The sequence below is a fragment of the Aeromicrobium sp. HA genome (assembly GCF_027171405.1).
In the GTDB taxonomy this organism is placed as follows: domain Bacteria; phylum Actinomycetota; class Actinomycetes; order Propionibacteriales; family Nocardioidaceae; genus Aeromicrobium; species Aeromicrobium tamlense.
On record NZ_CP114372.1, the window covers coordinates 1,492,802 to 1,518,917 of the forward strand.

The 26,116-nt window shown below is 70.4% G+C and carries 19 protein-coding genes; 14 read left to right on the forward strand and 5 right to left on the reverse strand.

Going from position 1 to position 26,116, the window contains the following annotated elements; translation table 11 throughout:
* Positions 1–14 precede the first annotated feature (14 nt).
* From O3S82_RS07310 to O3S82_RS07335, 6 genes are all read left to right on the forward strand, one after another.
* Positions 15–2,507 (forward strand): SCO7613 C-terminal domain-containing membrane protein, encoded by a 2,493-nt coding sequence (locus tag O3S82_RS07310; protein ID WP_269306661.1) that lies wholly within the window; start codon positions 15–17, stop codon positions 2,505–2,507.
* Between the two features lie 140 nt (positions 2,508–2,647).
* Positions 2,648–5,449 carry an aconitate hydratase AcnA gene (gene acnA / locus O3S82_RS07315; RefSeq protein ID WP_269306663.1) on the forward strand — a complete coding sequence of 934 codons (2,802 nt, stop codon included), beginning with the start codon at positions 2,648–2,650 and terminating at the stop codon, positions 5,447–5,449.
* A gap of 101 nt (positions 5,450–5,550) precedes the next feature.
* Positions 5,551–6,057 (forward strand): flavin reductase, encoded by a 507-nt coding sequence (locus O3S82_RS07320; RefSeq protein ID WP_269306665.1) that lies wholly within the window; start codon positions 5,551–5,553, stop codon positions 6,055–6,057.
* Positions 6,058–6,115: 58 nt separating this feature from the next.
* Positions 6,116–8,005 carry a 1-deoxy-D-xylulose-5-phosphate synthase gene (dxs, locus tag O3S82_RS07325; protein ID WP_179424832.1) on the forward strand — a complete coding sequence of 630 codons (1,890 nt, stop codon included), beginning with the start codon at positions 6,116–6,118 and terminating at the stop codon, positions 8,003–8,005.
* Positions 8,002–8,898 (forward strand): proteasome assembly chaperone family protein, encoded by an 897-nt coding sequence (locus tag O3S82_RS07330; protein ID WP_269306668.1) that lies wholly within the window; start codon positions 8,002–8,004, stop codon positions 8,896–8,898. The genes dxs and O3S82_RS07330 overlap by 4 nt, the downstream gene beginning before the upstream one ends.
* An 89-nt stretch (positions 8,899–8,987) precedes the next feature.
* Positions 8,988–9,866 (forward strand): acyl-CoA thioesterase, encoded by an 879-nt coding sequence (locus tag O3S82_RS07335; RefSeq protein ID WP_179424828.1) that lies wholly within the window; start codon positions 8,988–8,990, stop codon positions 9,864–9,866.
* A gap of 21 nt (positions 9,867–9,887) precedes the next feature.
* Here the strand turns inward: O3S82_RS07335 and O3S82_RS07340 are convergent, their stop codons facing one another.
* On the reverse strand, positions 9,888–10,766 hold the full coding sequence (locus tag O3S82_RS07340) for a MaoC/PaaZ C-terminal domain-containing protein (RefSeq protein WP_269306670.1): 879 nt from the start codon (positions 10,764–10,766) through the stop codon (positions 9,888–9,890).
* A gap of 1 nt (position 10,767) precedes the next feature.
* Positions 10,768–12,099 (reverse strand): 3-oxoacyl-ACP reductase, encoded by a 1,332-nt coding sequence (locus O3S82_RS07345; RefSeq protein WP_179424824.1) that lies wholly within the window; start codon positions 12,097–12,099, stop codon positions 10,768–10,770.
* 129 nt (positions 12,100–12,228) lie between these two features.
* On the opposite strand from O3S82_RS07345, the gene O3S82_RS07350 reads away from it, so the two are divergent.
* Entirely contained in the window at positions 12,229–13,569 is a 1,341-nt protein-coding gene (locus O3S82_RS07350; RefSeq protein ID WP_269306673.1) for an acetyl-CoA C-acetyltransferase, read from the forward strand.
* Positions 13,570–13,632: 63 nt separating this feature from the next.
* On the opposite strand, the gene O3S82_RS07355 is transcribed toward O3S82_RS07350, so the two are convergent.
* Positions 13,633–14,286: a TetR/AcrR family transcriptional regulator gene (locus O3S82_RS07355; RefSeq protein ID WP_179424820.1), complete on the reverse strand. Its 654-nt coding sequence runs from the start codon at positions 14,284–14,286 to the stop codon at positions 13,633–13,635.
* Positions 14,287–14,380: 94 nt separating this feature from the next.
* Between O3S82_RS07355 and O3S82_RS07360 the strand changes: the two genes are divergently transcribed.
* The 5 genes from O3S82_RS07360 (at position 14,381) to O3S82_RS07380 (ending at position 19,724) form a co-directional block, all read left to right on the forward strand.
* Entirely contained in the window at positions 14,381–15,247 is an 867-nt protein-coding gene (locus tag O3S82_RS07360) for an SDR family oxidoreductase (protein WP_269306675.1), read from the forward strand.
* Positions 15,244–15,783 carry a carboxymuconolactone decarboxylase family protein gene (locus O3S82_RS07365; RefSeq protein WP_179424816.1) on the forward strand — a complete coding sequence of 180 codons (540 nt, stop codon included), beginning with the start codon at positions 15,244–15,246 and terminating at the stop codon, positions 15,781–15,783. The genes O3S82_RS07360 and O3S82_RS07365 overlap by 4 nt, the downstream gene beginning before the upstream one ends.
* A 44-nt stretch (positions 15,784–15,827) precedes the next feature.
* Positions 15,828–16,400, forward strand: coding sequence for a dihydrofolate reductase family protein (locus tag O3S82_RS07370; RefSeq protein WP_179424814.1), 573 nt, complete (start codon positions 15,828–15,830; stop codon positions 16,398–16,400).
* A 55-nt stretch (positions 16,401–16,455) separates the two neighbouring features.
* Positions 16,456–18,540 (forward strand): excinuclease ABC subunit UvrB, encoded by a 2,085-nt coding sequence (gene uvrB / locus O3S82_RS07375; protein WP_269306678.1) that lies wholly within the window; start codon positions 16,456–16,458, stop codon positions 18,538–18,540.
* A 182-nt stretch (positions 18,541–18,722) separates the two neighbouring features.
* Complete coding sequence (locus tag O3S82_RS07380) at positions 18,723–19,724, forward strand: TerC family protein (RefSeq protein WP_179424810.1); 1,002 nt, start codon at positions 18,723–18,725, stop codon at positions 19,722–19,724.
* 30 nt (positions 19,725–19,754) lie between these two features.
* On the opposite strand, the gene O3S82_RS07385 is transcribed toward O3S82_RS07380, so the two are convergent.
* The gene (locus O3S82_RS07385; protein ID WP_179424808.1) at positions 19,755–21,164 is read right to left on the reverse strand and encodes an APC family permease; all 1,410 of its coding nucleotides are present in this window, start codon (positions 21,162–21,164) and stop codon (positions 19,755–19,757) included.
* Positions 21,165–21,258: 94 nt separating this feature from the next.
* On the opposite strand from O3S82_RS07385, the gene O3S82_RS07390 reads away from it, so the two are divergent.
* Positions 21,259–22,539, forward strand: coding sequence for a cytochrome P450 (locus O3S82_RS07390; RefSeq protein WP_269306680.1), 1,281 nt, complete (start codon positions 21,259–21,261; stop codon positions 22,537–22,539).
* A gap of 3 nt (positions 22,540–22,542) precedes the next feature.
* Here O3S82_RS07390 and O3S82_RS07395 read toward each other — a convergent pair whose 3' ends face one another.
* Positions 22,543–23,196 carry an MBL fold metallo-hydrolase gene (locus O3S82_RS07395; RefSeq protein WP_179424804.1) on the reverse strand — a complete coding sequence of 218 codons (654 nt, stop codon included), beginning with the start codon at positions 23,194–23,196 and terminating at the stop codon, positions 22,543–22,545.
* A gap of 57 nt (positions 23,197–23,253) precedes the next feature.
* On the opposite strand from O3S82_RS07395, the gene uvrA reads away from it, so the two are divergent.
* Positions 23,254–26,112, forward strand: a complete 2,859-nt coding sequence (gene uvrA / locus O3S82_RS07400) for an excinuclease ABC subunit UvrA (RefSeq protein WP_269306683.1) — start codon at positions 23,254–23,256, stop codon at positions 26,110–26,112.
* Positions 26,113–26,116 lie beyond the last annotated feature (4 nt).

The following is a 26,116-nucleotide window of genomic DNA, read 5'->3' on the forward strand; positions in this document are numbered from 1 at the left end:
GTTGAGTCACCCCCGTGACGTACGCCGATCCCCACGCCTGTCCCGCCTGCCGAGGCCCGATCGGCGGCGTCGACACCTGCCCGCGCTGCGGCTTCGTCCTCGGCTCGCCCGAGGCGCAGCGGCTGTGGGGCCTGTTCCTCGAGGCCGACCGGCTCGTCGCGCAGGGACGCGCGCGCCAGGGAGCCACGGCGGCCGAGGTGACCGCGCCCGTCGCCGCCACGCCCGCCGCGACCCCCACCTCCTCGATGCCCGCCGCAGTCGTGCCCCCGGTCCGCACGTGGTCGACCGGCTCGCTCCTGCTCGGCCTGGGCGCCGTGTGCCTCATCGTCGCGGCGATCATCTTCGCCACCGTGGCGTGGGGCTCGCTCGGCATCCTCGGCCGCGCGCTGATCCTGCTCGCCGTCACCGCGCTCGTCGGCGCGACGGCCTCGTGGGCCACGCGACGGGGTCTCGTCGGCACGGCCGAGGCGCTCTGGACCGTGTTCCTCGGCCTCGTCACGGTCGACTTCCTGGCCGCGGTCGCCGAGGGCCTCTTCGGCCTGTCCTGGTCGGACTTCGCCCTCGTCTCGGTGATCTGGACCGCCGTGCTCGTGGGCGCCGGCGTCGCCATCGTGCGGTGGGCTCGGCCCCGGCTGGACCGTGACCTGATCACCCCGCAGCTCGCGGGCGGGTTCGCGCCCTTCGTCAGCGCGCCCGCCGTGATGATCAGGCTCGGAGATCTGGGGGAGGGCGACCACTGGTTCTGGGCGGCGGCCGCCGCCCTGGTGCTGCCGCTGGCGGTCGTCGCGGTCGCCCATCGCACGCGCCTGCGCTGGATGCTGTGGCCCAGCGCCCTGCTCGCGCTCCTGCTCACGGCAGTGCTCGTCGTGCTCGCGATCGACTCCGCCCTCGGCGGCTCCCGTGTCCTCACGCCGAGTGACGCATTGCCGGCTCTCGTGCTCGCGGCAGTGGCCGTCGCCGGAGCGCGCCTGGTCCCGCCGCTGCGCGCCTGGCTGATCGCCTTCGCGGTCGTCGCCGTCCTGTTCCTGGTGGGCGTCGCGTTCGACGGCTGGGCGTGGAGCGCCGACCTCGACACGACCGCCGCGGGGCTCGTGGCGGTCGCCGTGGCCGTCGCTGTGCTCGCCGCGCTCGTCACCCGGCCCGACTTCTGGTCGCTCGGCGTGCGGTGGGGCGCGGTCGTCGCCGGCGCGGGCGTGCTTCTCTGGTGCGGCGCGGCGAGCACGGCCACCCTGGAGCGCACCGACCGGGCCGGCTGGTTCTCCTCGCCGCGCGATCTGTGGATCCGCCCGGCCGACATGACCATCACGGAGGGCTGGTGGGTCCTCGCGGTGGCGCTGCCGTTGATCGTCGCGTGGCTCGCCACCGCCCGCTGGCCGGCCCCGCGGCTCCTGCCGGACGAGTGGCGCGTCCCGGTCGCCGAGATCGCGGCGGGCGCCGCCGTCGTCACGGCTGTCGCGGCCTCGTCCCTGCCATTCCTCGTCCACGCGATCACGCTCGTGGTGGTGGGCGTCGTGCTCGCCGTGGTCCTGCGCACCGCTCGCTGGGAGCTGTCGATCGTCCCGGTCGCGGTCGTCGCTCTCGCGATGGTGGTGGTGCCGCTCGGCGGTCCGTCGACCGCGTGGGCCTGGGGCCTGGCCGCGGTGGGCGCCCTGGCATGCGGGGCGGTCGGCCTCGACGAGGACCCGCCGGGGCCCCGTCGCCTCGTCTCCGCGGGGGCGGCAGGACTGGCGGCGTTCGCGATCGTGGCGACCGTGGCCCAGGTGGCCGACCTCGCCGACGTCGCCCCCGAGGCCTGGGGCGTCGTGGTGTTCGGCGTCGCCGCGGGCCTGCTGCTGCTCACGCTGGCGCTCGACGAGCTGCCGTGGCACCGCACCGCCGTGGAGGTCGTCGTCGCGGCGACCCTGCTCGTGTGCGTGGTCCGCGACGGCGACGACCTCGCACGGGTCGCGCTGCTGCTGACGATCGGCGCGGTCGGGACCGCGATCGTGGGGCTGCTCGACGACGACCGCACGTACCTGCGCTGGGTCGCCCTCGGCCTCACCGGCGGCGCCTGGGTGGCGCGGCTCGCGGCCAGCGAGGTCGACACGATCGAGGCCTACACGGCGCCGTTCGCCGTCGCGGTCCTCGCAGCCGGCTGGTGGCGCCTGCGCACGGATCCCGAGAGCCGCACGTGGACCGCCCTCACGCCGGGTCTCGTGCTCGCGCTGCTGCCATCGCTGCCGCAGGCGCTCGACGAGCCGACGAGCCTGAGGGCCGCACTGCTGGCCCTCGTCGCCGCCGCCGTCCTGGGCGCGGGCGTCGTGCTGCGCTGGGGCGCCCCGGTGATCGCGGGTGCAGCGGTGCTGCTGCTGCTCGTGCTGGCGAACGTCGGGCCGAGCGCGCTCGGCCTGCCGCGGTGGATCCTGATCGCCGCCGCGGGACTGGTGCTGCTGCTCGTGGGTACGACCTGGGAGAAGCGCGTCGCGGAGGGTCGCGCCCTCGTCGCGCGCCTCGGCGCGCTGAGGTGAGGGTCACCTGAGCACGGCGCGCCGGGACATCATTTGATACCGTTTATCTTGACATCAAGATATCTGGGACTTAGGTCATCCTGATCGCCCGCGGGCGCTGTCGCGGGGGCAGGATGGGAACACCAGCGAAGGAGAAGCCCATGAGCGTCGACACATTCAAGGCCAAGGACTCCCTGTCGGTCGGGGACGCGTCTTTCGACTACTACCGGCTCGATGCGGTCCAGGGCGAGGGACTCGACGTCGCCTCCCTGCCGTTCAGCCTCAAGATCCTGCTCGAGGCGCTCCTGCGCACCGAGGACGGCGCGGACATCACCGCCGACGACATCAAGGCGCTGGCCTCCTGGGACCCGAAGGCGGACCCGAGCAAGGAGATCCAGTTCACGCCCGCCCGCGTGATCATGCAGGACTTCACCGGCGTCCCGTGCGTCGTCGACCTCGCCACGATGCGCGAGGCCATGGCCGACCTCGGCGGCGACCCCGCCAAGATCAACCCGCTCGCGCCCGCCGAGATGGTCATCGACCACTCCGTGATCGCCGACGTCTTCGGCACGCCCGAGGCGTTCGAGCGCAACGTCGAGATCGAGTACGAGCGCAACGGCGAGCGCTACAAGTTCCTCCGCTGGGGCCAGGGCGCCTTCAGCGACTTCCGCGTGGTCCCGCCGGGCACCGGCATCGTCCACCAGGTCAACATCGAGAAGCTCGCCCGCGTCGTGTTCACCCGCGACGCCGACGGCGGCGTCGTGGCCTACCCCGACTCCTGCGTCGGCACCGACTCGCACACCACGATGGTCAACGGCCTGGGCGTCGTCGGCTGGGGCGTGGGTGGCATCGAGGCCGAGGCCGCGATGCTCGGCCAGCCGATCAGCATGCTGATCCCGCGCGTCGTCGGCTTCAAGCTCTCGGGCGAGCTGCCCCAGGGCGCCACCGCGACCGACCTCGTGCTGACGATCACCGAGATGCTGCGCGACCACGGCGTCGTCGGCAAGTTCGTCGAGTTCTACGGCTCGGGCGTCAGCGCCGTGCCGCTGGCCAACCGCGCCACGATCGGCAACATGAGCCCCGAGTACGGCTCCACCATCGCGGTCTTCCCGATCGACGAGGAGACCACGAAGTACCTCGAGCTCACGGGCCGCACGGCTGAGGAGATCGCCCTGGTCGAGGCCTACGCCAAGGCCCAGGGCCTGTGGCACGACGCCGACCACGAGCCGCGCTACTCCGAGTACCTCGAGCTCGACCTGTCCGAGGTCGTCCCGTCGATCGCCGGCCCGAAGCGTCCGCAGGACCGCATCGAGCTGACCGACAGCAAGACCGCGTTCCGTGCGTCGCTGCGCGACTACGTCGACCACAGCGAGCAGCAGCTCAACGGCTACGACGAGGCCGTCGAGGACTCCTTCCCGGCGTCCGACACCCCGAAGACGTCCACGTACGCCAACGGCGGCGAGGGCCCGCACGAGCACGCCACCGGCGCGCCGGGCGAGCGCGTCCGCAACCCGCAGACCGTGACCCTCGAGGACGGCACCACGTTCGAGGTCGACCACGGTGCCGTCACCATCGCGGCCATCACGTCGTGCACCAACACGTCGAACCCGTCGGTCATGATCGGCGCGGGCCTGCTGGCCAAGAAGGCCGTCGAGAAGGGCCTGCAGCGCAAGCCGTGGGTCAAGACCACGCTGGCGCCCGGCTCGAAGGTCGTCACCGACTACTACGAGAAGTCGGGCCTCAACGTCTACCTCGACAAGCTCGGCTTCAACCTCGTCGGCTACGGCTGCACCACGTGCATCGGCAACTCCGGTCCGCTGATCCCCGAGGTGAGCGCCGCCGTCAACGAGGGCGACCTGGCGGTCACCGCGGTGCTCTCGGGCAACCGCAACTTCGAGGGCCGCATCAACCCCGACATCAAGATGAACTACCTCGCGTCCCCGCCGCTGGTCATCGCGTACGCGCTCGCCGGCTCGATGGACGTCGACCTGTTCAACGACCCGCTCGGTCAGGACGAGGACGGCAACGACGTCTTCATGAAGGACATCTGGCCGTCGCCGTCGGAGGTCGAGGACGTGATCGCCAGCGCGATCGACGCCGACACCTTCAGCCGCGAGTACGCCGACGTCTTCGCCGGTGACGAGCGCTGGCAGAACCTGCCGACGCCCGAGGGCGACACGTTCGCGTGGGACGAGGACTCCACCTACGTCCGCAAGGCCCCGTACTTCGACGGCATGGGCCTGGAGCCCGACCCGGTCACCGACGTCGACGGCGCGCGCGTGCTGCTCAAGCTGGGCGACTCGGTCACCACCGACCACATCAGCCCGGCCGGTGCCATCAAGAAGGACAGCCCGGCGGGCAAGTACCTGATGGACAAGGGCGTGCAGCCCCGTGACTTCAACTCGCTCGGCTCGCGCCGTGGCAACCACGAGGTCATGATCCGCGGCACGTTCGCGAACATCCGCCTGCGCAACCAGATCGCGCCCGGCACCGAGGGCGGCTTCACGCGCGACTTCACCGCCGACGGCGAGGTCACGTCGGTGTTCGACGCCTCGCAGAACTACCAGGCCGCCGGCGTCCCGCTGGTCGTCCTGGCGGGCAAGGAGTACGGCTCGGGCTCGTCGCGCGACTGGGCCGCCAAGGGCACCGCGCTGCTGGGCGTCAAGGTCGTCATCGCCGAGTCGTACGAGCGGATCCACCGCTCGAACCTCATCGGCATGGGCGTCCTGCCGCTGCAGTTCCCCGAGGGCGAGAACGCCGACTCGCTGGGCCTGACCGGTGAGGAGACCTTCACGGTCACCGGCATCACCGAGCTCAACGACGGCACCACGCCGCGCACGGTGAAGGTCAAGGCCGACGACATCGAGTTCGACGCCGTCGTCCGCATCGACACCCCCGGTGAGGCGAACTACTACCGCAACGGCGGCATCATGCCTTACGTGCTGCGCTCGCTGCTCGACTGAGCGTGCTGCGCTCGCTGCTCGACTGAGCGAACGCTCCCGGAACCGCCCGTCACCGTCTCGGTGGCGGGCGGTTCTGCGTCCCGCCGTGATGGGATGGGGGAGTGACGATCCACTCCGAGCACCCGTTCGTGCCCGCCGACCGCGACAAGGACGCCTTCCGGCGCCTGCGGGGACGGCTGCCGTTCCCGGTCACGGTGGTGGCGACGGGCACCGGTCGCGGCCGCGCCGGTCTCACGGTGTCGTCGCTGCTGCTCGTCGACGGCGATCCTCCGCGCATCGAGGTGTTCGTCGACCCGGACTCCGAGCTGGGGGAGTCGCTCGAGGTGGGCGCCCGCGCCGCGGCCAGCGTCCTGCAGGCGGGGGACGCCTTCCTCGCCGAGGTCTTCGCCGGCCTGGCGCCGGCTCCGGGCGGCATGTTCACGGTGGGCACCTGGGTCGACTCGGACTGGGGTCCGCGCCTCGACGACCGGTCGTGGTGCGGGTTCACCGTCGACGAGATCTCCGAGCTCGGCTGGTCGCTGCGGGTCACCGGCACGGTGCGGACGGTGGCCGTCGAGGCCGCCACCGGGGCCGCCCACGCCCGGGGCCGCTTCCACGATCTCGGCTGAGCGACGCGGCACGGCTGGTCGCGGGGCCGCGCTGGTCGGTCGTCGTTACGATGGAGCAATGGCTTCAGTGCTCAGCTCCGTGTCCGGTCCCGCCGATCTGCGGCGCCTGGACGACGAGTCGCTGACGCGGCTCGCCGCGGAGGTCCGCGAGCTGCTGATCGAGTCGGTCGCGGCCAACGGCGGACACCTCGGTCCCAACCTCGGCGTCGTCGAGCTGACGATCGCGCTGCACCGCGTCTTCGACTCCCCGAACGACAAGATCGTGTGGGACACGGGCCACCAGGCGTACGTGCACAAGATGCTCACGGGCCGCGCCGACCAGTTCGGCGACCTGCGCAAGGAGGGCGGCCTCTCGGGCTACCCCAGCCACGCCGAGTCGCCCCACGACTGGGTCGAGAACTCGCACGCCTCCACGTCGCTGTCCTACGCCGACGGCCTGGCCCGCGCCAACGCGGTGCAGGGCAAGGACGACCACGTCGTCGCCGTGATCGGCGACGGCGCCCTCACCGGCGGCATGGCGTGGGAGGCCATCAACAACATCTGCGCCGACAACTGTCGCCGGGTGGTCATCGTCGTCAACGACAACGGCCGCTCCTACACGCCCACGGTCGGCGGCCTGGCCAACCGGCTCACGCAGATCCGCACGAACCCGCGCTACGAGCCCGCGTTGAGCGCGATCCGCGAGCGGATGACCACCGGTCCGAAGGTCGCCGAGGTCGCCTACGAGGCGCTGCACGCGATCAAGAAGGGCTTCAAGGACGCGCTCGCGCCCCAAGGCATGTTCGAGGACCTCGGCATCAAGTACCTCGGTCCGGTCGACGGCCACGACCGCCGCGCGATGGAGCAGGCGCTCACTGCGGCCCGCAACTTCGGCGGCCCCGTGCTGGTCCACGCGATCACCACGAAGGGCCAGGGCTACGACATCGCCGTGGCCAACGAGAACGACCAGATGCACCAGGCGCACCCGTTCGACCGCTCCACGGGCGAGGCCATCAGCATCGCCCCGGCGGGCTGGACCTCGGTCTTCCGCGACGAGATCGTGCGCATCGCCGACGACCGCCCCGACGTCGTGGGCATCACCGCCGCGATGCTGTACCCCACCGGCCTGGACGCGTTCGCCGACAAGTTCCCCGACCGCGTGCTCGACGTCGGCATCGCCGAGCAGCACGCCGTCACGAGCGCGGCCGGGATGGCGATGGGCGGCCTGCACCCCGTCGTCGCGGTCTACGCCACCTTCCTCAACCGCGCCTTCGACCAGGTCCTCATGGACGTCGCCCTGCACCGCCTGGGCGTCACCTTCGTGCTCGACCGCGCCGGCGTCACCGGCGACGACGGCGCCAGCCACAACGGCATGTGGGACCTCTCGCTGCTCCAGCTGGTCCCCGGCCTGCACCTGGCCGCCCCGCGGGACGGCAGCCGCCTGCGCGAGCTGCTGCGCGAGGCCGTCACGATCGACGACGCCCCCAGCGTGGTCCGCTTCGCCAAGGGCCCGGTCGCTCCGGACCTCGAGGCGATCGACCGCGTCGGCACGGTCGACGTCCTGCACCGCAGCGAGGGCTCCGAGGTCCTCGTCGTCGGCGTGGGCACGATGGCCGCCACGGCCGTCGACGTCGCCCAGCGCCTCGAGGCCGAGGGCGTGCCCGCCACGGCCGTCGACCCACGCTGGATCAAGCCGCTCGACCCGGCCGTCCTCGACCTCGCGGCCGAGCACCGCCTCGTCGTCACGATCGAGGACAACGGCCGCCAGGGCGGTGTGGGCTCCACGATCCTGCACGCCGTGAGCGATCGTGGCCTCGACGTCCCGGTGCGCATCCACGCCGTCGAGCAGGAGTTCCTCGACCACGCCAAGCGCGACGTCATCCTGAAGCGCCTGGGCCTGACCGCCGAGTCGATCGCCGAGGACGCGCTCGGCCGGCTCCGGGAATTCTCCGAGGGTGACCGACGTTGACGCGGAAGTGGTTTTCACGACGACGTTCCGATGAGTACGAGCGCGACCCGATCCCGCTGATCGTCGCCCTCGACGGCTTCCTCAGCGCGGGATCCTCCTCCGTCCTCGCGGCGGAGCACCTGCGCACCGCCGACGCCGAGGTGGTCCACGAGTTCGATCTCGACTCGATGCTGGACTACCGCGCGCGGCGACCCCCGATCACGTTCCGGCGCGACCACTACGTGGACTACGTCGAGCCGGTCCTGCAGATCACCCGCCACCGCGATCGCGTCGGCACGCCCTACCTGCTGCTGGCCGGCCCCGAGCCGGACTTCGGCTGGGAGGCCTTCGCGGCCGAGACGATCGACGTCATCTCCGAGCTGGGCGTCCCGTTGACGGTGGGCCTCGGGGGAGTGCCGATGGGCGTGCCCCACACGCGGCCGCCGCTGCTGACGATGCACGGCACGCGCCCTGAGCTGGTCGACCGGAAGAACTTCTGGAACGCCGAGGTCTCGGTGCCGTCGTCCGCGCAGTCGCTGCTGGAGTACCGCATGCGCGAGCACGGCCTCGACGCGATCGGTTACGTCGTGCACGTGCCGCACTACCTCGCCCAGGTCGAGTACCCCACGGCGGCGCTCGCGCTGCTCGAGGCGGTCGGCCTGCGGCTGGGGCTCGACCTCGACCTCGAGGAGCTGCGCGCCCGCCAGCCCGAGTCGATCACCGAGATCGAGCAGCAGATCGCCGAGCAGGACGGTGAGCAGGTGCTGCACGGCCTCGAGGAGCAGTACGACATCTTCAGCCGCGGCGCGGCCGAGTCGCTGCTCGCCGACGACGCCAGCCTCCCCACGGGCGACGAGCTCGCCAGCCAGCTGGAACAGTTCTTGGCCAGGCAGCGCAAGGACGACCAGGGCTGACCCTCAGACCCGTCCTGTGACCACGGTTACCGCCACCGGGGGCCGCCGGCGCCCCGGTGGCGGAGCCGATCTTCGATAGGATCGCGATCGTGCCTGCCTCCGTGAACGAACTCGTCGAACTGCTCCAGATCGAACAGCTCGAGGTGAACCTCTTCCGCGGTGGACAGCCCCGCAAGTCGCGCCTGCAGCGCGTCTTCGGCGGCCAGGTGGCCGGGCAGGCCGTGAGCGCGGCCCAGCACACCGTCACCGACGGCAAGCACCTGCACTCGCTGCACGCCTACTTCATCCTGGGCGGCGATCCGAGCATCCCGATCATCTACGACGTCGAGAGCGTCCGCGACGGTCGCTCCTTCGCGACGCGCCGGGTCTCGGCGCGCCAGCACGGCGAGGTCATCTTCTACATGACCGCGTCGTTCCAGCGCGACGAGGAGGGCTGGGACCACCAGGACGTCCTGCCGCCCACGCCGGGTCCGGAGGACGCCACGTCGATGTTCGACCTGGTGAAGTACATCAGCCCCGACGGCGCCGAGCAGTGGAAGCAGGAGTGGGGCGGCTTCGACATGCGCTACGTCGGCGATCCGCGCCCGGAGGACGATCCCACGCGCCCGTACGTCCCCGTCGTGCAGCGGATGTGGTTCAAGGCCAGCGACCGGCTGCCCGACGATCCCGAGCTGCACCGTGCCGCGTTCACGTACTACAGCGACTTCAGCCTGCTGGGCGCGTCGCTCGTGCCGCACGGCCTGGTGATCAGCTCGCCGAAGGTCCAGCCGGCCTCGCTCGACCACGTCGTGTGGTTCCACCGCCCGTTCCGCGTCGACGAGTGGCTGCTGTACGACCAGACGTCCCCGTCGGCGTCGGGTGCACGCGGACTGAGCACCGCCCGCGTGTTCACGCAGGACGGCACCCTCGTGGCCACCGTGGCCCAGGAGGGCCTGATCCGGCCGGCGAAGCCGCGCGAGCAGCGCTGACCCCGCCGGGCCGGAGGGCGGTCAGGCCGGAGTGATCCGGCCGACGAGGTGCGGGACGGACTTCCGCGCGTCGCGAACGCCGAAGGTCGTCACCTCGCCCTCGGACTCGGTGCCGAACACCACGGTGGACGGCAGCAGGACGGGCTTCTTGAACTCGACGTCCACCGTGTAGGCGTCGGGCAGCCGGTTCTGCAGCGTGGCGAGGCTGTGCGCCTTCGTCCACATGCCGTGCGCGATCTGGCGCGGGAACCCGAACGCCTTGGCGGTCCACGGGTAGAGGTGGATCGGGTTCCGGTCGCCGGAGACCGCGCCGTAGCGACGACCGAGGTCGCTGCCGAGCTTCCGGTGCACGACCCCCTCCGGGGCCTCGACGCCGGCCAGCGGCGGCACCATGGGCTCGTCGCCACCGTGACGGCTGCGGAACAGGACGGTCATCGTCTCGTCCCACACCAGCTCGCCGCCGACGTGCGCCTCGCTGACCAGCGAGATGAGCCGGCCCTTCGGGTGCGGGTCGTCGGAGGTGGCGCGCAGCGACAGCTCGTAGATCTCCTCGCGGCCGATCGGACGGTGCTGCGTGATGCGGTTGCGCAGGTGCACCGCGCCCATCGGCGGGAACGGGAACGCCGTGTCCGTCATGAGGCTCAGGTGCAGCGTGTGGGCCGCGATGTGCGGGTAGGTCGCCGGGAGCGTGTCCGCGCGCGAGAAGCCGCAGACCTCGTTGTAGCGGTCGAGGTGGGCGAGGTCGGTGGCGACCCGCGTGCGCCGCAGCGTGACGTCGGGCAGACCGCCCTTCTCGTGCTTGATGCCCGGCAGCGTGCCGACGACCGGGATCGCCGGCAGCGCCGCCTTGAGCATGAGCGGCAGGCCCGCGGGGGCCTTCTCGTAGGTGCGGGTGCTCATGTCAGGCACCGAGGAAGCCCTGGCCGCACACGCGCACGACGTTGCCCGAGATCGCGGACGAGCCGGGGTGGCAGTACCAGGCGATCGCCTCGGCGACGTCGACGGGCTGCCCGCCCTGCGACAGCGAGCTGAGGCGGCGTCCGGCCTCGCGGATGCCCAGTGGCATCGTCTTGACCATGTCGGTCTCGATGAAGCCCGGCGCGATCGCGTTGACCGTGATGCCGTCGCCGGCCACCTGCGGGGCGAGCGCCTGGACGAAGCCGATGACGCCGGCCTTGGCCGTGCCGTAGTTGGTCTGGCCGTTGTTGCCCGCGATGCCGGCGATCGACGAGATGCCGATGACGCGACCGCCGGGGCGGATGAGCTTCTGCTCGAGCAGGTGGGCCGTGATGCGCTCGGGGGCGCCGACGCTGATGTCGACGACCTTCGCCCAGTTCTCGGACTTCATGTTCTTGAGGCGCTTGTCCCGCGTGATGCCCGCGTTGTGCACCACGAGGTCGACGCCGTCGCCGAGGCCGGCTGCGATCGTCTCGGGCGCGTCGTCGGCGGTGATGTCGCAGACGATCGACGAGCCGCCGAGCTCCTCCATCAGCGCGTCGAGGTCGGCCTGCAGCGGCGGGACGTCGAGGCCGATGATCGTGGCGCCGTCGCGGTGCAGGGTGCGGGCCATCGCGGCGCCGAGGCCACGCGAGGCACCGGTGACGAGGGCGACCTTCCCGGCCAGCGGGAGCGCGGGGTCGGCGGGGGAGTCGGCCTCGACGAGGTCGGTGGTGCCGAGGCGGACGACCTGGCCGTCGACGAACGCGGACTTCGGCGAGAGCAGGAACTGCAGCGTGGAGCCGATCGCGTCCTTCGACTCGGGCGTGACGTACACGAGGTTGGCCGTGCTGCCGTTGGCGCCGATCTCCTTGCCCAGCGAGCGCACGAAGCCCTCGAGGCCGCGCTGCGCGATGGCGGCGCCGACCGAGCCGGCGCGCTCGGGCAGCACGCCGACGACGACGATCTTGGCGCTGGACGCGAGACTGCGCAGGACGGGCGTGAAGAACTCCTGCAGCGCGACGGTGCCGGCGGCGGAGTCGATGATCGAGGCGTCGAAGACGAGGCCCTTGTAGCGACGACCCTCGGCGCGCACGGTGGTGGTGTCGATGCCGGCGCCCTTGAGCAGACCCGGGAGGGACTCGGCGACCAGGCCGGCGCCACCGATCAGGACGGGACCGTCGACCAGCGCGCCGCCGCGGTAGCGCTCCAGCTCCGGCGGATTCGGCAGGCCCAGGTTCTTCACCAGGAACTGACCGATCGGGTTCTGGACCATCGACTTGTAACGGTCGCTCATCGCAGGGTGTGTCCTATCTCTCGGATCTCTCAGATACCATCGGTATCTGAACGCGTTAAGGTGACTCTAGCCTGCACGACAGCGCCACGGCAAAGGAAAGCGACGAAGGTCGCAGACGAAAGGTTCCTCATGGCTGACAAGCCCTCCACGAAGGCCTCGAAGGCCGCCTCCCAGGACGCCGCCACCATCCGCCGCGTCGCCGTCATCGGCGGCAACCGGATCCCGTTCGCGCGGTCCAACACCGTCTACACGGGCGTCTCCAACCAGGACATGCTGACCGCCGCCCTCGACGGGCTCGTCGAGCGCTTCGGCCTCGAGGGCGAGCGCGCCGGCGAGGTCGTCGCCGGAGCCGTCCTGAAGCACGCGCGCGACTTCAACCTCACCCGCGAGGTCGTCCTGGGCTCCAAGCTCTCACCCGCGACGCCCGCCACCGACATCCAGCAGGCGTGCGGCACGGGCCTGCAGGCCGCGTTCCATGTCGCGAACAAGATCGCCCTGGGCAAGATCGAGTTCGGCATCGCCGGTGGCACCGACACCACGTCCGACGCGCCGCTGGCCGTCAACGACAAGCTGCGCAAGATCCTGCTGCAGGCCAACCAGGCCAACGCCAAGGGCGACAAGAAGGCCCTGCTGAAGCTGTTCGGCAAGATCCGCCCGAGCCACCTGGCGCCCGACCAGCCGCGCAACGCCGAGCCCCGCACGGGCCTGTCGATGGGCGACCACCAGGCCCTCACCACGCACGAGTGGGGGATCACCCGCGAGGCGCAGGACGAGCTCGCCGCGCGCTCGCACCAGAACCTCGCCGCCGCGTGGGAGTCGGGCTGGCAGGACGACCTCGTCACGCCGTACAACGGCGTCGAGCGCGACAACCACCTGCGTCCCGACTCCACGGTCGAGAAGCTCGCGAAGCTGAAGCCCGTCTTCGGCAGGCAGCTGGGCGAGGCCGCCACGATGACGGCCGGCAACTCCACGCCGCTGTCCGACGGCGCGTCGGTCGCGCTGCTGGCCTCGGAGGAGGAGGCCGCGCGTCGCGGCTGGGACGTGAAGGCGTTCCTCGTCGACTACGAGACGGCGGCCGTCGACTACGTCAACGGTGGCGAGGGCCTGCTCATGGCGCCCGCCTACGCGGTGCCGCGGATGCTCGAGCGCAACGGCCTGACCCTGCAGGACTTCGACTTCTACGAGATCCACGAGGCGTTCGCCGGCCAGGTGCTGTCGACCCTCGCGGCGTGGGAGGACGCGGACTTCTGCAAGCAGCGCCTCGGCCTCGACAGCCCGCTCGGCTCGATCGACCGCGACAAGCTGAACGTCAAGGGCTCGTCGCTCGCCGCCGCGCACCCGTTCGCGGCCACGGGCGGCCGCATCATCGCCAACCTCGCGAAGCTGCTGGAGGAGAAGGGATCGGGCCGTGGCCTGATCTCGATCTGCGCCGCCGGCGGTCAGGGCGTCGTGGCGATCCTCGAGCGCTGACGCACGAACGACAGCGGGGCCGGTGGCATCAGCCACCGGCCCCGCTTCGCGTCTGGGGGAGGGTCAGTCCGGGCGCTCGACGATGGCGCGCACCGACCGCTTCGCGAGGTCGAGGACCTCGGTCGTGGGCAGGTGCTCCATCGTGGGCAGCCCCGAGTTGAGCTCGCGGATCGAGCGCTGGAAGGTCACGAGGTTCAGGATGCCCAGGCCCTGCGTGTACATGATGTTCGCGATGAGCTCGGGGTCCTTGACGTCGAACTCGCCGGTGGCGTTGCCCGCCTCGATCGCCGACGTGATGTGGTCGAAGCAGCGGTTGATCGCCGCGCCCAGCTCGGTGAGCCGCTCGAGGCTGATCTGCTCCAGCAGCTCGGAGCCGCGGTGGCGCAGCAGGGACTGCGCGCAGTCGACGAAGGCCGGGTACTCGGTGCCGTAGGAGAGGAACTCCACGGTGATGGTGTCGATCCGCTGGCCCGGGGTCAGCTCGGGGTCGTCGGACTTGGCCAGCCGCGACTCGAGCTGGTTGAGGTAGTCCACCAGCGTCATCGCGAAGAGCTCTTCCTTCGTGGTGAAGTGGCGGTAGATGATCGCGCGGTTGATGCCGACGGCCCGGGCGATGTCCTCGATCTGCGCGTCCCGCATGCGTCGCTCGTCGAAGAGCGCGCGGGTCGCATCGAGGATCTCGCGCGTGCGTTGCGCCCTGCGCTCGACGATGGCCATGACACCGACCCTATCGGTCTGGTCCGCGTTTGCACCGGCCGCGTCGGCCCGCCGAGGCAGAAACTGTGAGGCAGGACACCGCTAGGGTGACGGCATGGGGAAGTTGGACATTCGTACGAAGCGGTGCCTCGTCACGGGAGCGGCCGGGGGCATCGGCGCCGCCACCGCGGTCGCACTCGGCCGGGAGGGGGCCCACCTGGTGCTCACCGATCTCCATTCCGCGGGACTCGAGCGGACGGCTGAGGAGGTGCGTGCCGCGGGCGGACGCGTGCTCATGGTGCGTGCCGTCGACCTGACCGACGCCGACGCCGTGCGCGGCCTCGCCGCCGAGGTCGGGGCGGAGGTGGGCGCGCTCGACGTGCTGCTCAACATCGCCGGCATCTCGATCTGGGGGACCATCGACCGGCTCCAGGAGGAGCACTGGCGCCGGCTCATCGACGTGAACCTCATGGGACCGGTGCACGTGATGTCGGCGTTCCTGCCCGCCATGATCGAGGCGCGCCGGGGGGGACACGTGGTCAACGTCTCGAGCGCGGCGGGGATCTTCGGCCTGCCGTGGCACGCGGCCTACAGCGCCAGCAAGTTCGGCCTCCGGGGCGTCTCCGAGGTGCTGCGGTTCGACCTGCGCCGCCACGGGATCGGCGTGAGCCTCGTGTGCCCGGGCGCGGTGGCGACGCCGCTCGTCGAGGGCCTCGAGGTGGTCGGCGTCGACCGCTCGGCGCCGTCGATCCAAGCCGTGGAGCGCCGGTTCGTGCGGCACGCGATCAGGCCCGACGAGGCCGCGGCCGCGATCGTGAAGGGGCTCGAGCGTCGGCGCTACTGGGTCTACACCTCGCGCGACATCCGCCTCGGCCACTACGCGCAGCGCTGGTTCCCGTGGGGGTACGAGGCGGTGATGCGGCTTCTCAACCGTAGCCTCACGCGGGCCGAGGCGAAGGCCACGGCCGGAGCGGGCCGATGAGGGCGCCCCGCGTCGCCCCGGGCGGCCGCCGCCAGCTCGGGCTCGTGAACTTCCTGCTCGGCAAGGCGCTGTCCCGAGGGGCCGGCGTCCGCGAGGCCCACCTGTTCACCACGCTCGGCCGCAACCGCTCGCTGTTCCGGGCCTGGCTCCTCTACTCAGGGGCCCTCATGCTGCGCGGCCGCCTGCCGCGGCGCGAGACCGAGGTCGTGATCCTGCGCGTCGCGCACCACTGCGACAGCGACTACGAGCGCCGTCACCACGTGCGGCTCGGCCGGCGCGCCGGACTGACGACCGAGGAGATCGAGCGCACGCGTGCCGACGGCCTCGAGGGCTGGAGGCCCTCGGACGCCGTGCTGCTCGCCGCCACCGACCAGCTGATCGCGCACGAGGGCATCGACGACGCCACCTGGGCTCGGCTGCGCGCCTACTGGGACGAGGCGCAGGCGATCGAGCTCACGCTGCTCGTCGGTCAGTACCGGGGCCTGGCCACCACGATCCGCACGCTCGGGATCGCGCCCGACCCCTCGACGGACTGAGACCCGGCGTCGTACGTTCGGACGACGACGGCAGGGGAGACGCGATGCACGACGTGACGTACTCGATGGGACTGACGCTCGACGGCTACATCGTCGGGCCGGACGGCTCCTTCGACTGGGGAGCGACGGACGAGACGATCACCGAGATCATGGAGATCTCGCTCGACGAGATCGCGGGCGTCTCCACGCACCTCATGGGCCGGCGGGTCTACGAGACGATGCTCTACTGGGAGACGGCTGCTGAGGACCCCGACCTGAGCGACCTGGAGCGTCGGTGGACCGAGCGGTGGAACCCGCTGCCGAAGGTCGTCCTCTCGCGCTCGCTCACCGAGGTGCAGGGCGCCGCGCGGCTGGCCACCGGCACGCTGCAGGAGGAGATCGAGCGGCTCAAGGCCGAGCCGGGCGACGGTGACATCGCGATCGGGGGCGCCACGCTGGCCGCGCAGGCCGCCGACCTCGACCTCATCGACGAGTACCGGCTGCGGGTGAGTCCGGTCCTGGTCGGCGGGGGCATCCCCTTCTTCTCGCACGGTCGCCGGCGGGTCGACCTCGACCTCGTCGAGAGCCGCGAGTGCGCCGCCGGGCTGATGTATCTGCGGTACCGCGTCAGGCGCTGACCGGCCCTCTCTCGCCGACGCGCGAAATGTCGGACCTCGCCCGTAGGCTCGACGCATGAGACCTGTCTCCGAGCTCACGCGGCAGGTGGCGCCGTTCGAGGTCGTCTCCGAGTACCAGCCCGCCGGCGACCAGCCCGCCGCGATCGCCGAGATCACGCAGCGCATCCAGGGCGGGACGAACGACGTCGTCCTCATGGGCGCCACCGGCACCGGCAAGACCGCCACCACGGCCTGGCTGGCCGAGCAGCTCCAGCGCCCGATGCTCGTCATGCTGCCCAACAAGACCCTCGCCGCGCAGTTCGCCAACGAGCTGCGCGAGCTGCTGCCGAACAACGCCGTCGAGTACTTCGTGTCGTACTACGACTACTACCAGCCCGAGGCGTACATCGCCCAGAGCGACACCTACATCGAGAAGGACTCCTCGATCAACGAGGAGGTCGAGCGGCTGCGCCACTCGGCCACGTGGTCGCTCCTCACGCGGCGCGACGTCATCGTGGTCGCCACCGTGTCGTGCATCTACGGCCTCGGCTCGGCGCAGGAGTACCTGAACCGCATGATCGGGTTCAAGGTCGGCGACGAGATGGGTCGCGACCACCTGCTGCGCACGCTCGTCCAGGCGCAGTACGTGCGCAACGACGTCAGCTCCACCCGCGGCACGTTCCGCGTGAAGGGCGACACTGTAGAGATCTTCCCCGTCTACCAGGAGATGGCGGTGCGGGTCGAGTTCTTCGGCGACGAGATCGAGCGCCTCATGACCCTGCACCCGCTCACGGGCGAGGTGCTCAGCGACGACCAGGAGCTCTACGTCGGCGCCGCCACGCACTACGCCGCCGGCCCCGAGGTGATGGCCCGGGCGATCGAGCGGATCAAGCTCGAGCTCGAGGAGCGCCTCGAGGTGCTCGAGCGCGAGAACAAGCTGCTCGAGGCCCAGCGCCTGCGCATGCGCACCACGTACGACCTCGAGATGATGGAGCAGGTCGGCACCTGCTCCGGCATCGAGAACTACTCCCTGCACATGGACGGCCGCCCTCCGGGCTCGGCCCCGAACTGCCTCCTCGACTACTTCCCGCAGGACTTCGTGCTCGTCGTCGACGAGTCGCACGTGACGATCCCGCAGATCGGCGCGATGTACGAGGGCGACATGAGCCGCAAGCGCTCGCTCGTCGAGCACGGCTTCCGGCTGCCCAGCGCGATGGACAACCGGCCGCTGAAGTGGCCCGAGTTCCTCCAGCGGATCGGCCAGACCGTCTACCTCTCGGCCACGCCGGGCGACTACGAGATGAACAAGGTCGAGGGCGACGTCGTCGAGCAGGTCATCCGCCCCACCGGCCTGATCGACCCCGAGGTCATCGTCAAGCCCACGAAGGGCCAGATCGACGACCTCATCGGCGAGATCAACGACCGCGTCGACCGCAACGAGCGCGTCCTGGTCACCACGCTGACCAAGAAGATGTCCGAGGACCTCACCGACTACCTGCTCGAGGCCGGCATCCGCACCCGCTACCTCCACAGCGAGGTCGACACGCTGCGCCGCGTCGAGCTGCTGCGCGAGCTGCGGATGGGGGAGTACGACGTCCTCGTCGGCATCAACCTCCTGCGCGAGGGCCTCGACCTGCCCGAGGTCAGCCTCGTGGCGATCCTCGACGCCGACAAGGAGGGCTTCCTGCGGTCGGGCCGCTCGCTCATCCAGACGATCGGCCGCGCGGCGCGCAACGTGTCGGGCCAGGTCATCATGTACGCCGACCGGATCACCGACTCGATGGCCTCGGCGATCGACGAGACCAACCGCCGCCGCGAGAAGCAGGTCGCCTACAACACGGCGAACGGCATCGACCCGCAGCCGCTGCGCAAGAAGATCGGCGACATCACCGACATGCTCGCCCGCGAGGACGAGGACACCCGCGCGCTGCTCGCCGCCACCGGCGACCACAAGCGCAAGGGCGCGGCGGTGCCGCTGGGCCAGCACACCAAGGACCTCGCCGACCTGCCCTCGGGCGAGCTCGCGGCGCTCATCGACCAGCTGTCCGACCAGATGCACCAGGCCGCGGCCGACCTGCAGTTCGAGGTCGCGGCACGCCTGCGCGACGAGATCGGCGAGCTCAAGCGCGAGCTGCGCGGCATGCTCGGCGCCGGCACCTGAATTGGCGCTGTCACCACCGTGCTGCGAGACTGTTCCGGCGGAGGGGAGTATTCCCATCACCGGCGTCTCGTCAGCACGGGGGTCATCGTCGACCACCCCGGGACGCCGGACCGGCTCGCTGCACAGCCCGGTGGAAGAGACCTCCGAGTCGTAGCCGACCCGGAGAGAACAGAGGACCGCCTGTGAACGTCAGCACGCTCGAGTGGGGTGTCACCATCGGGGTGACCATCGCCATCTTGCTGTTCGACATCATCGTCATCGCCCGCAAGCCGCACGAGCCCACCACCAAGGAGTGCGCGCTCTACCTGTCGTTCTACATCGGCCTGGCCGTCGCCTTCGGCGCCTGGGTCTGGTCGTTCCACGGCCACCAGTACGGCATCGAGTTCTACGCGGGCTGGCTCACCGAGTACAGCCTGTCAATCGACAACCTGTTCATCTTCATCATCATCATGAGCAGCTTCGCCGTCCCGCGGAAGTACCAGCAGGAGGCGCTGCTCGTCGGCATCATCCTGGCGCTGGTGTTCCGTGGCATCTTCATCGCGCTCGGCGCCGTGGCGATCAACGAGTTCTCGTGGGTGTTCTACATCTTCGGCGCCTTCCTGATCTACACCGCGATCAAGCTGGCCAAGAACGACGACGAGGACGAGGACGTCGAGAACGCCGTCGTCCGCTTCGCGCGCAAGCGCTTCAACCTGAGCGACACGTGGGACGGCCTCAAGCTGGTCGTCCGCGAGAACGGCCGTCGTGCGATCACGCCGATGGCGCTGGTCATCATCGCGCTCGGCACCACCGACATCCTGTTCGCGCTCGACTCGATCCCGGCGATCTTCGGCCTCACGCAGGAGCCCTACATCGTCTTCACCGCGAACGTGTTCGCACTGATGGGTCTGCGCCAGCTGTACTTCCTGCTGGGCGACCTGCTGCAGCGCCTCGTGTTCCTGTCGTACGGCCTGGCGTTCCTGCTGTTCTACATCGGCATCAAGCTGGTGCTGCACGCGCTGCACGAGAACGAGCTGCCGTTCATCAACGGCGGCGAGCCGGTGCACCACATCGGCCCGGTCCCGGTGCCCGAGGTGCCCACGCTGCTCAGCCTGGGCGTCATCATCGCGACGCTGACGATCACGGCCGTGGCCAGCCTCTGGTACTCCAAGAAGTACCCCGAGCGCGTCGGCGGCGGCCACTAGGAAGCGAGCCAGCCGCCGAGCGGCTGGGGGTCAGGGGATGTCGTGGGGCGGCAGGTCGTCCGGCGAGCCCACCTCCAGCCGCTCGCCCCGGCGGCGGCTCAGCAGGTACATCGGCACCGACAGCACGAGGCCGATGACCAGCAGCACGCCGGCGATCTCGTACTGCTCCGCGGGACGGCCCGACAGGGGAGTCACCAGGTAGACGCAGGTGATGACGCCGAGGATGGCGATCGGCGCCGCGGTCGAGAAGTGCGAGTGCTCCACGTGGTCCTTGCGCAGCACCAGCACAGCGGTGTTCACCACTGCGAAGACGGCCAGCAGCAGCAGGCTCGTGGTGCCGCCGAGGATCGCGACGGCCTCGGTGCTGGCGTTCGAGACGTACGTGATCAGGCCCAGCGCGAGGGCCGTCGTGAGCACGATGGCGGCCCATGGGGTCTGGCGGCTGCTCACCTTGGAGATGCTGCGCGGGATGATGCCCTGCTTCGACATGCCGTACAGCAGGCGGCTGGCCATCAGCATGTTGATGAGCGCCGAGTTCGCGACGGCGAACATCGAGATGAACGGCAGGATCTGGTCGATCGGGATGTCGGGGGCGCCGCGCTCGACCACGGTGACCAGCGGGGTGTCGTTGCCGGCCAGCTCGCCCACGGGCACGATCGCCACGGCGCAGATGGACACCAGCAGGTAGATCACTCCGGTGACGCCCAGGCCGGTCAGCATGATCTTGGGGAAGATGCGGTTGGGCTCGTGGCACTCCTCGGCCATGTTCACCGCGTCCTCGAAGCCGACCATCGCGAAGAAGGCCAGCGAGGTCGCCGTGGTGACGGCGAGGAAGACGTTCTTGTCGTCGGGCGTCTCGAAGGCGACGACGCGGCCCCAGTCGGCGTCGCCACCGGCGATCGCCCACAGGCCGACGAGGATGACCAGCAGCAGGCCCGAGAGCTCGATCAGCGTCAGCACGACGTTGGTCTTGACGCCCTCGCTCACACCACGCAGGTTGATCGCGGCCACGAGCAGCATGAAGCCCAGCGCGATCAGCATGATCTCGAAGTTCGAGGCCTTCCAGTCGATGCCGACGGCGAGGTTCGAGGCGAACGCGCGGGCGGCAGTCGAGGCCGACGTGATGCCGGAGCACATGACCGTGAAGGCCACCATGAACGTGAACAGGTGGATGCCGAACGCCTTGTGGACGTAGAGCGCGGCACCGGCGGCCTGCGGGTACTTGGTGACCAGCTCGAGGTAGGACAGTGCGGTCAGCAGCGCGACGCCGAACGCGACGAGGAAGGGCAGCCACGCGGCGCCGCCGACCTCGGCCGCGACCTGTCCGGTGAGGGCGTAGACGCCCGTGCCGAGGATGTCGCCGATGATGAAGAGCAGCAGCAGCTTGGGTCCGAGGACCCTCCTGAGCTCGGTGGGCTGGTCGTCGGTGCTGGTCGCCATGTCTCCCCCTCGTAGTTCCCTACAGGGTCGACCCGTGGGCCCGATCCGGCAACCCATGCCGGATCCGGACCCCTCGACGGACTATCGTGTGCGGGTGAAGTTGCTGCGGGGAATCCGCTCCAAGGTGTTGTCGTCGGTGGCCCGACGGCACGTCGCCAAGCGCGGGATCGACCTCGCCAGCTTCTCCTTCATCCCCGAGCCCACGAAGGCGCCGCTGCAGCGCATCGGTCTGGACCCCGTGCCCGAGATGGCCCGCATCCGCCGAGAGGAGCCGCTGCACCGGCTCGACCTGCCGTTCGACTTCACCGCCTACCTCGTCACGGGCCACGAGCAGGCGCGCCAGGTGCTCACGGCGCGCGACACCTACTCCACCGACATCCGGCACCTGTTCTCCGGGGACGGCCCGGCCACGTCGGACGACATCGGGGGACTCGGCTTCACCGACCCGCCCGTGCACACGCGGCTGCGCAAGATCATCACGCCCGAGTTCACGATGCGCCGCCTCGCGCGGCTGGAGCCGCTGATCGAGCAGATCGTCGACCGCGCCCTCGACGACCTCGAAGCGGCCGGTCCCGAGGCCGACCTGGCGGAGGTCTTCGCGTTCCCGATCCCGTTCAACACGATCTGCGCCCTGCTGGGACTCGACTACGAGGACACGCAGGCGTTCTCCAAGCTCGGCAGCGCCCGCTTCGACGCCACGAACGGGGGAGCGGCGGCCTTCGGCGCCGTCTCCGAGCAGCGCGAGTTCCTGTTCGAGGCGGTGGCCCGCCAGCGCAAGGAGCCCGGCCCCGGCCTGATCGGGCAGATCATCCGCGACGAGGGCGAGCTCATCAGCGACCGCGACCTCGCGGGTCTCGCCGACGGGGTCTTCACCGGCGGCTACGAGACCACCGCCGGCATGATCGCGCTCAGCACGATCATGCTGTCGCGCGACCCGGCCTACGCCGACCTCGTCCGCTCGGGCAACCGCGAGACGCTCGACCGTGTGATCGAGGAGCTACTGCGCTACTTCTCGGTGGTCCAGGTCGCGTTCCCGCGCTTCGCGAAGCAGGACATGGAGCTGTTCGGGACGCAGGTCAAGGCCGGCGACGTGCTCCTCGTGTCGCTCAGCGCGGCCAACCGCGACGAGGCCAACGCCGGCCTGGCCCCCGACACGTTCGACCCGCTGCGGATCCCGTCGAGCGGACACCTGGCCTTCGGCCACGGCATCCACCGCTGCATCGGCGCCGAGCTGGCTCGCATGGAGCTGCGCATCGCCCTGCCGAAGCTGCTGCGGCGGTTCCCCGACCTGCGCCTCGCGGTGCCGGAGTCCGAGCTGGAGTTCCGCCAGCTCAGCTTCGTGTTCGGGATCGAGTCCCTGCCCGTCACCCTCTGACGGTCACCAGCCGCGGGCGCGCCAGTCCGGAAGGCTCGGGCGCTCGGCGCCCAGCGTGGAGTCGTCGCCGTGGCCCGGGTAGAACCACGTGTCGTCGTCGAAGCGCGCGAAGATCTTCGACTCGACGTCGCCGCACAGCCGCATGAAGTCGTCGGGGGACCACGTGCGACCGACGCCGCCGGGGAAGAGGGAGTCGCCGGTGAACAGGTGGGTCACGCCGTCGGGGTCGTCGTAGACCAGCACGATCGAGCCGGGCGTGTGGCCCACGACCTCGATGACCTCGAGCTCGCACGAGCCGACGCGAACGCGGGCGCCGGTGCGGACCCGGACGTCGACGTCGACCGGCAGCTCGTCGGCGTCGTCCTCGCCGGCCACCGTCTCGGCACCGGTCGCGCGGACGACCTCCTCGAGGGCTCCCCAGTGGTCGGCGTGCCGGTGGGTCGTGATGACGCGGGCCAGGCCACCGTCGCCGATGAGCTCCAGCAGGCGCGGCGCCTCGGCGGCGGCGTCGATCAGCACCTGCTCGCCGGTGAGCGCGCAGCGCAGCAGGTAGGCGTTGTTGGCCATCGGTCCCACGGCGATCTTCGTGATCACCAGGTCGCCGGCCTCGCGGGTGTCGGGCGCGCCGCCGACCGTGACCTCTCCCGTGTACGTCATGCTCCCGACCCTACTCGTCGAGAGGTTTCTGTCAGGGCTCCTCAGTAGGCTTGTCGGGTGACCGATCGTCTCGTTGTGAGGGGTGCGCGCGAGCACAACCTCAAGGATGTCTCCGTCGATCTGCCCCGTGACTCCCTCATCGTCTTCACGGGGCTGTCCGGCTCCGGCAAGTCGTCGCTGGCCTTCGACACCATCTTCGCGGAGGGCCAGCGCCGCTACGTCGAGTCGCTGTCCGCGTACGCGCGCCAGTTCCTCGGCCAGATGGACAAGCCCGACGTCGACTTCATCGAGGGCCTGTCCCCGGCGGTGTCGATCGACCAGAAGTCCACGTCCCGCAACCCGCGGTCCACGGTCGGCACGATCACCGAGGTCTACGACTACCTGCGCCTGCTCTACGCTCGCGCGGGCCGCCCCCACTGCCCCACGTGCGGCGAGCCGATCGCTCGGCAGACGCCGCAGCAGATCGTCGACCGCATCCAGGCCGGCGAGGAGGGCACCCGCTTCCAGGTGCTCGCGCCGGTCATCCGCGGCCGCAAGGGCGAGTACCTCGACCTGTTCCGCCAGCTGCAGCAGTCCGGCTTCAGCCGGGCGATCGTCGACGGTGAGACGATCATGCTCGCCGACGAGCCGCCCAAGCTCGCGAAGCAGAAGAAGCACACGATCGAGGTCGTCGTCGACCGCCTCACCGTGAAGCCCTCCTCGAAGCAGCGCCTCACCGAGTCGGTCGAGACCGCGCTCGGCCTGGCCGACGGCATCGTCATCATCGACTACGTCGGCCTCGAGGAGGACGACCCGGCGCGGCGTCGCCGCTTCTCCGAGCGCCTCGCCTGCCCGAACGACCACCCGCTCCAGGTCGACGAGCTCGAGCCGCGCTCGTTCTCGTTCAACGCGCCCTACGGCGCCTGCCCCGAGTGCCACGGGCTCGGCTCGCGCAAGGAGGTCGACGCCGAGCTGCTCGTGCCCGACCCTGACAAGACCCTCGCCGAGGGCGCCATCACAGCGTGGACCTACACGCAGGTCTCCGACTACTTCCTGCGTCTCATGCGCTCGCTCGGCGACGAGCTCGGCTTCAACGTCGACACGAAGTGGAGCGACCTCAAGCCCGAGTTCCAGGACGCCCTGCTGAACGGGCACTCCACGAAGGTGCACGTCCAGTACAAGAACCGCTACGGCCGGCAGCGCTCGTACTGGGCCGAGTTCGAGGGCGCCAAGGCGTTCGTCGAGCGCCGCCACTCCGAGACCGACTCCGACACCAGCCGCGACCGCCTCGAGGGCTTCATGCGCGAGGTCCCGTGCCCGACCTGCAAGGGCACCCGCCTCAAGCCGGTCATCCTGGCCGTCACGCTCGAGTCCGAGCGGTTCGGCGCGATGAACATCGCCGAGGTCTGCCACCTGTCGATCGCCGAGGCGGCCGACTTCCTGCAGGACCTCGTGATGAACGACCGCGAGCGGCAGATCGGCGAGCGCGTCCTCAAGGAGATCCACGAGCGCCTGCGCTTCCTGCTCGACGTCGGCCTCGACTACCTGGCCCTCGACCGCGCGGCCGGCTCGCTGTCCGGTGGCGAGGCCCAGCGCATCCGTCTGGCCACGCAGATCGGCGCCGGCCTCGTCGGCGTGCTCTACGTGCTCGACGAGCCCTCGATCGGCCTGCACCAGCGCGACAACCACCGCCTCATCGAGACCCTCGTGCGGCTGAAGAACCTCGGCAACACGCTCATCGTCGTCGAGCACGACGAGGACACCGTGCGCGCCTCGGACTGGGTCGTCGACATCGGCCCCGGTGCCGGGGAGCACGGCGGCCAGGTCATCGTGTCCGGTCCGGTCGAGGAGCTGCTGGCCAGCCCCGACTCGCTCACCGGCGCCTACCTGTCGGGTCGCCAGTCGATCCCCGTGCCCGAGGTCCGCCGTCCGCGTGACAAGGGCCGCCAGCTCGTCGTGAAGGGCGCCCGCGAGAACAACCTGAAGAACGTCGACGTGGCGTTCCCGCTGGGCCAGCTGGTCTCGGTCACCGGCGTCTCCGGCTCGGGCAAGTCCACGCTCGTCAACGACATCCTCTACACCTCGCTCGCGCGCCAGATCTACAAGGCGCGCACGATCCCGGGTCGTCACCGCACGATCGAGGGCACCGAGCACGTCGACAAGGTCATCCACGTCGATCAGTCGCCGATCGGCCGCACCCCGCGGTCCAACCCGGCCACGTACACGGGCGTGTTCGACCACGTCCGCAAGCTGTTCGCGCAGACGCCCGAGGCGAAGATGCGCGGCTACCAGCAGGGCCGCTTCTCGTTCAACATCAAGGGCGGCCGCTGCGAGGCGTGCCACGGCGACGGCACGATCAAGATCGAGATGAACTTCCTGCCCGACGTGTACGTGCCGTGCGAGGTCTGCCACGGCGCGCGCTACAACCGCGAGACCCTCGAGGTCCGCTACAAGGGCAAGACGATCGCCGAGGTCCTCGACATGCCGATCGAGGAGGGCGTCGAGTTCTTCGAGGCCATCCCCGCGATCGCACGGCACCTGCGCACCCTCGTCGACGTCGGCCTGGGCTACGTCCGGCTCGGCCAGCCCGCGCCCACGCTGTCGGGTGGCGAGGCGCAGCGCGTCAAGCTGGCCTCCGAGCTGCAGAAGCGGTCCACGGGTCGCACGGTCTACGTCCTCGACGAGCCCACGACGGGCCTGCACTTCGAGGACATCCGCAAGCTGCTGATCGTGCTGCAACGCCTCGTCGCCGCGGGGAACTCGGTCATCGTGATCGAGCACAACCTCGACGTCATCAAGGCCTCGGACTGGATCGTCGACATGGGTCCCGAGGGCGGCAGCGGTGGCGGAACCGTCGTCGCACAGGGCACCCCGGAGCAGATCGCGGCGCACCCCGACTCGCACACCGGCCGGTTCCTCGCGCCGCTGCTGTCGTGACGGC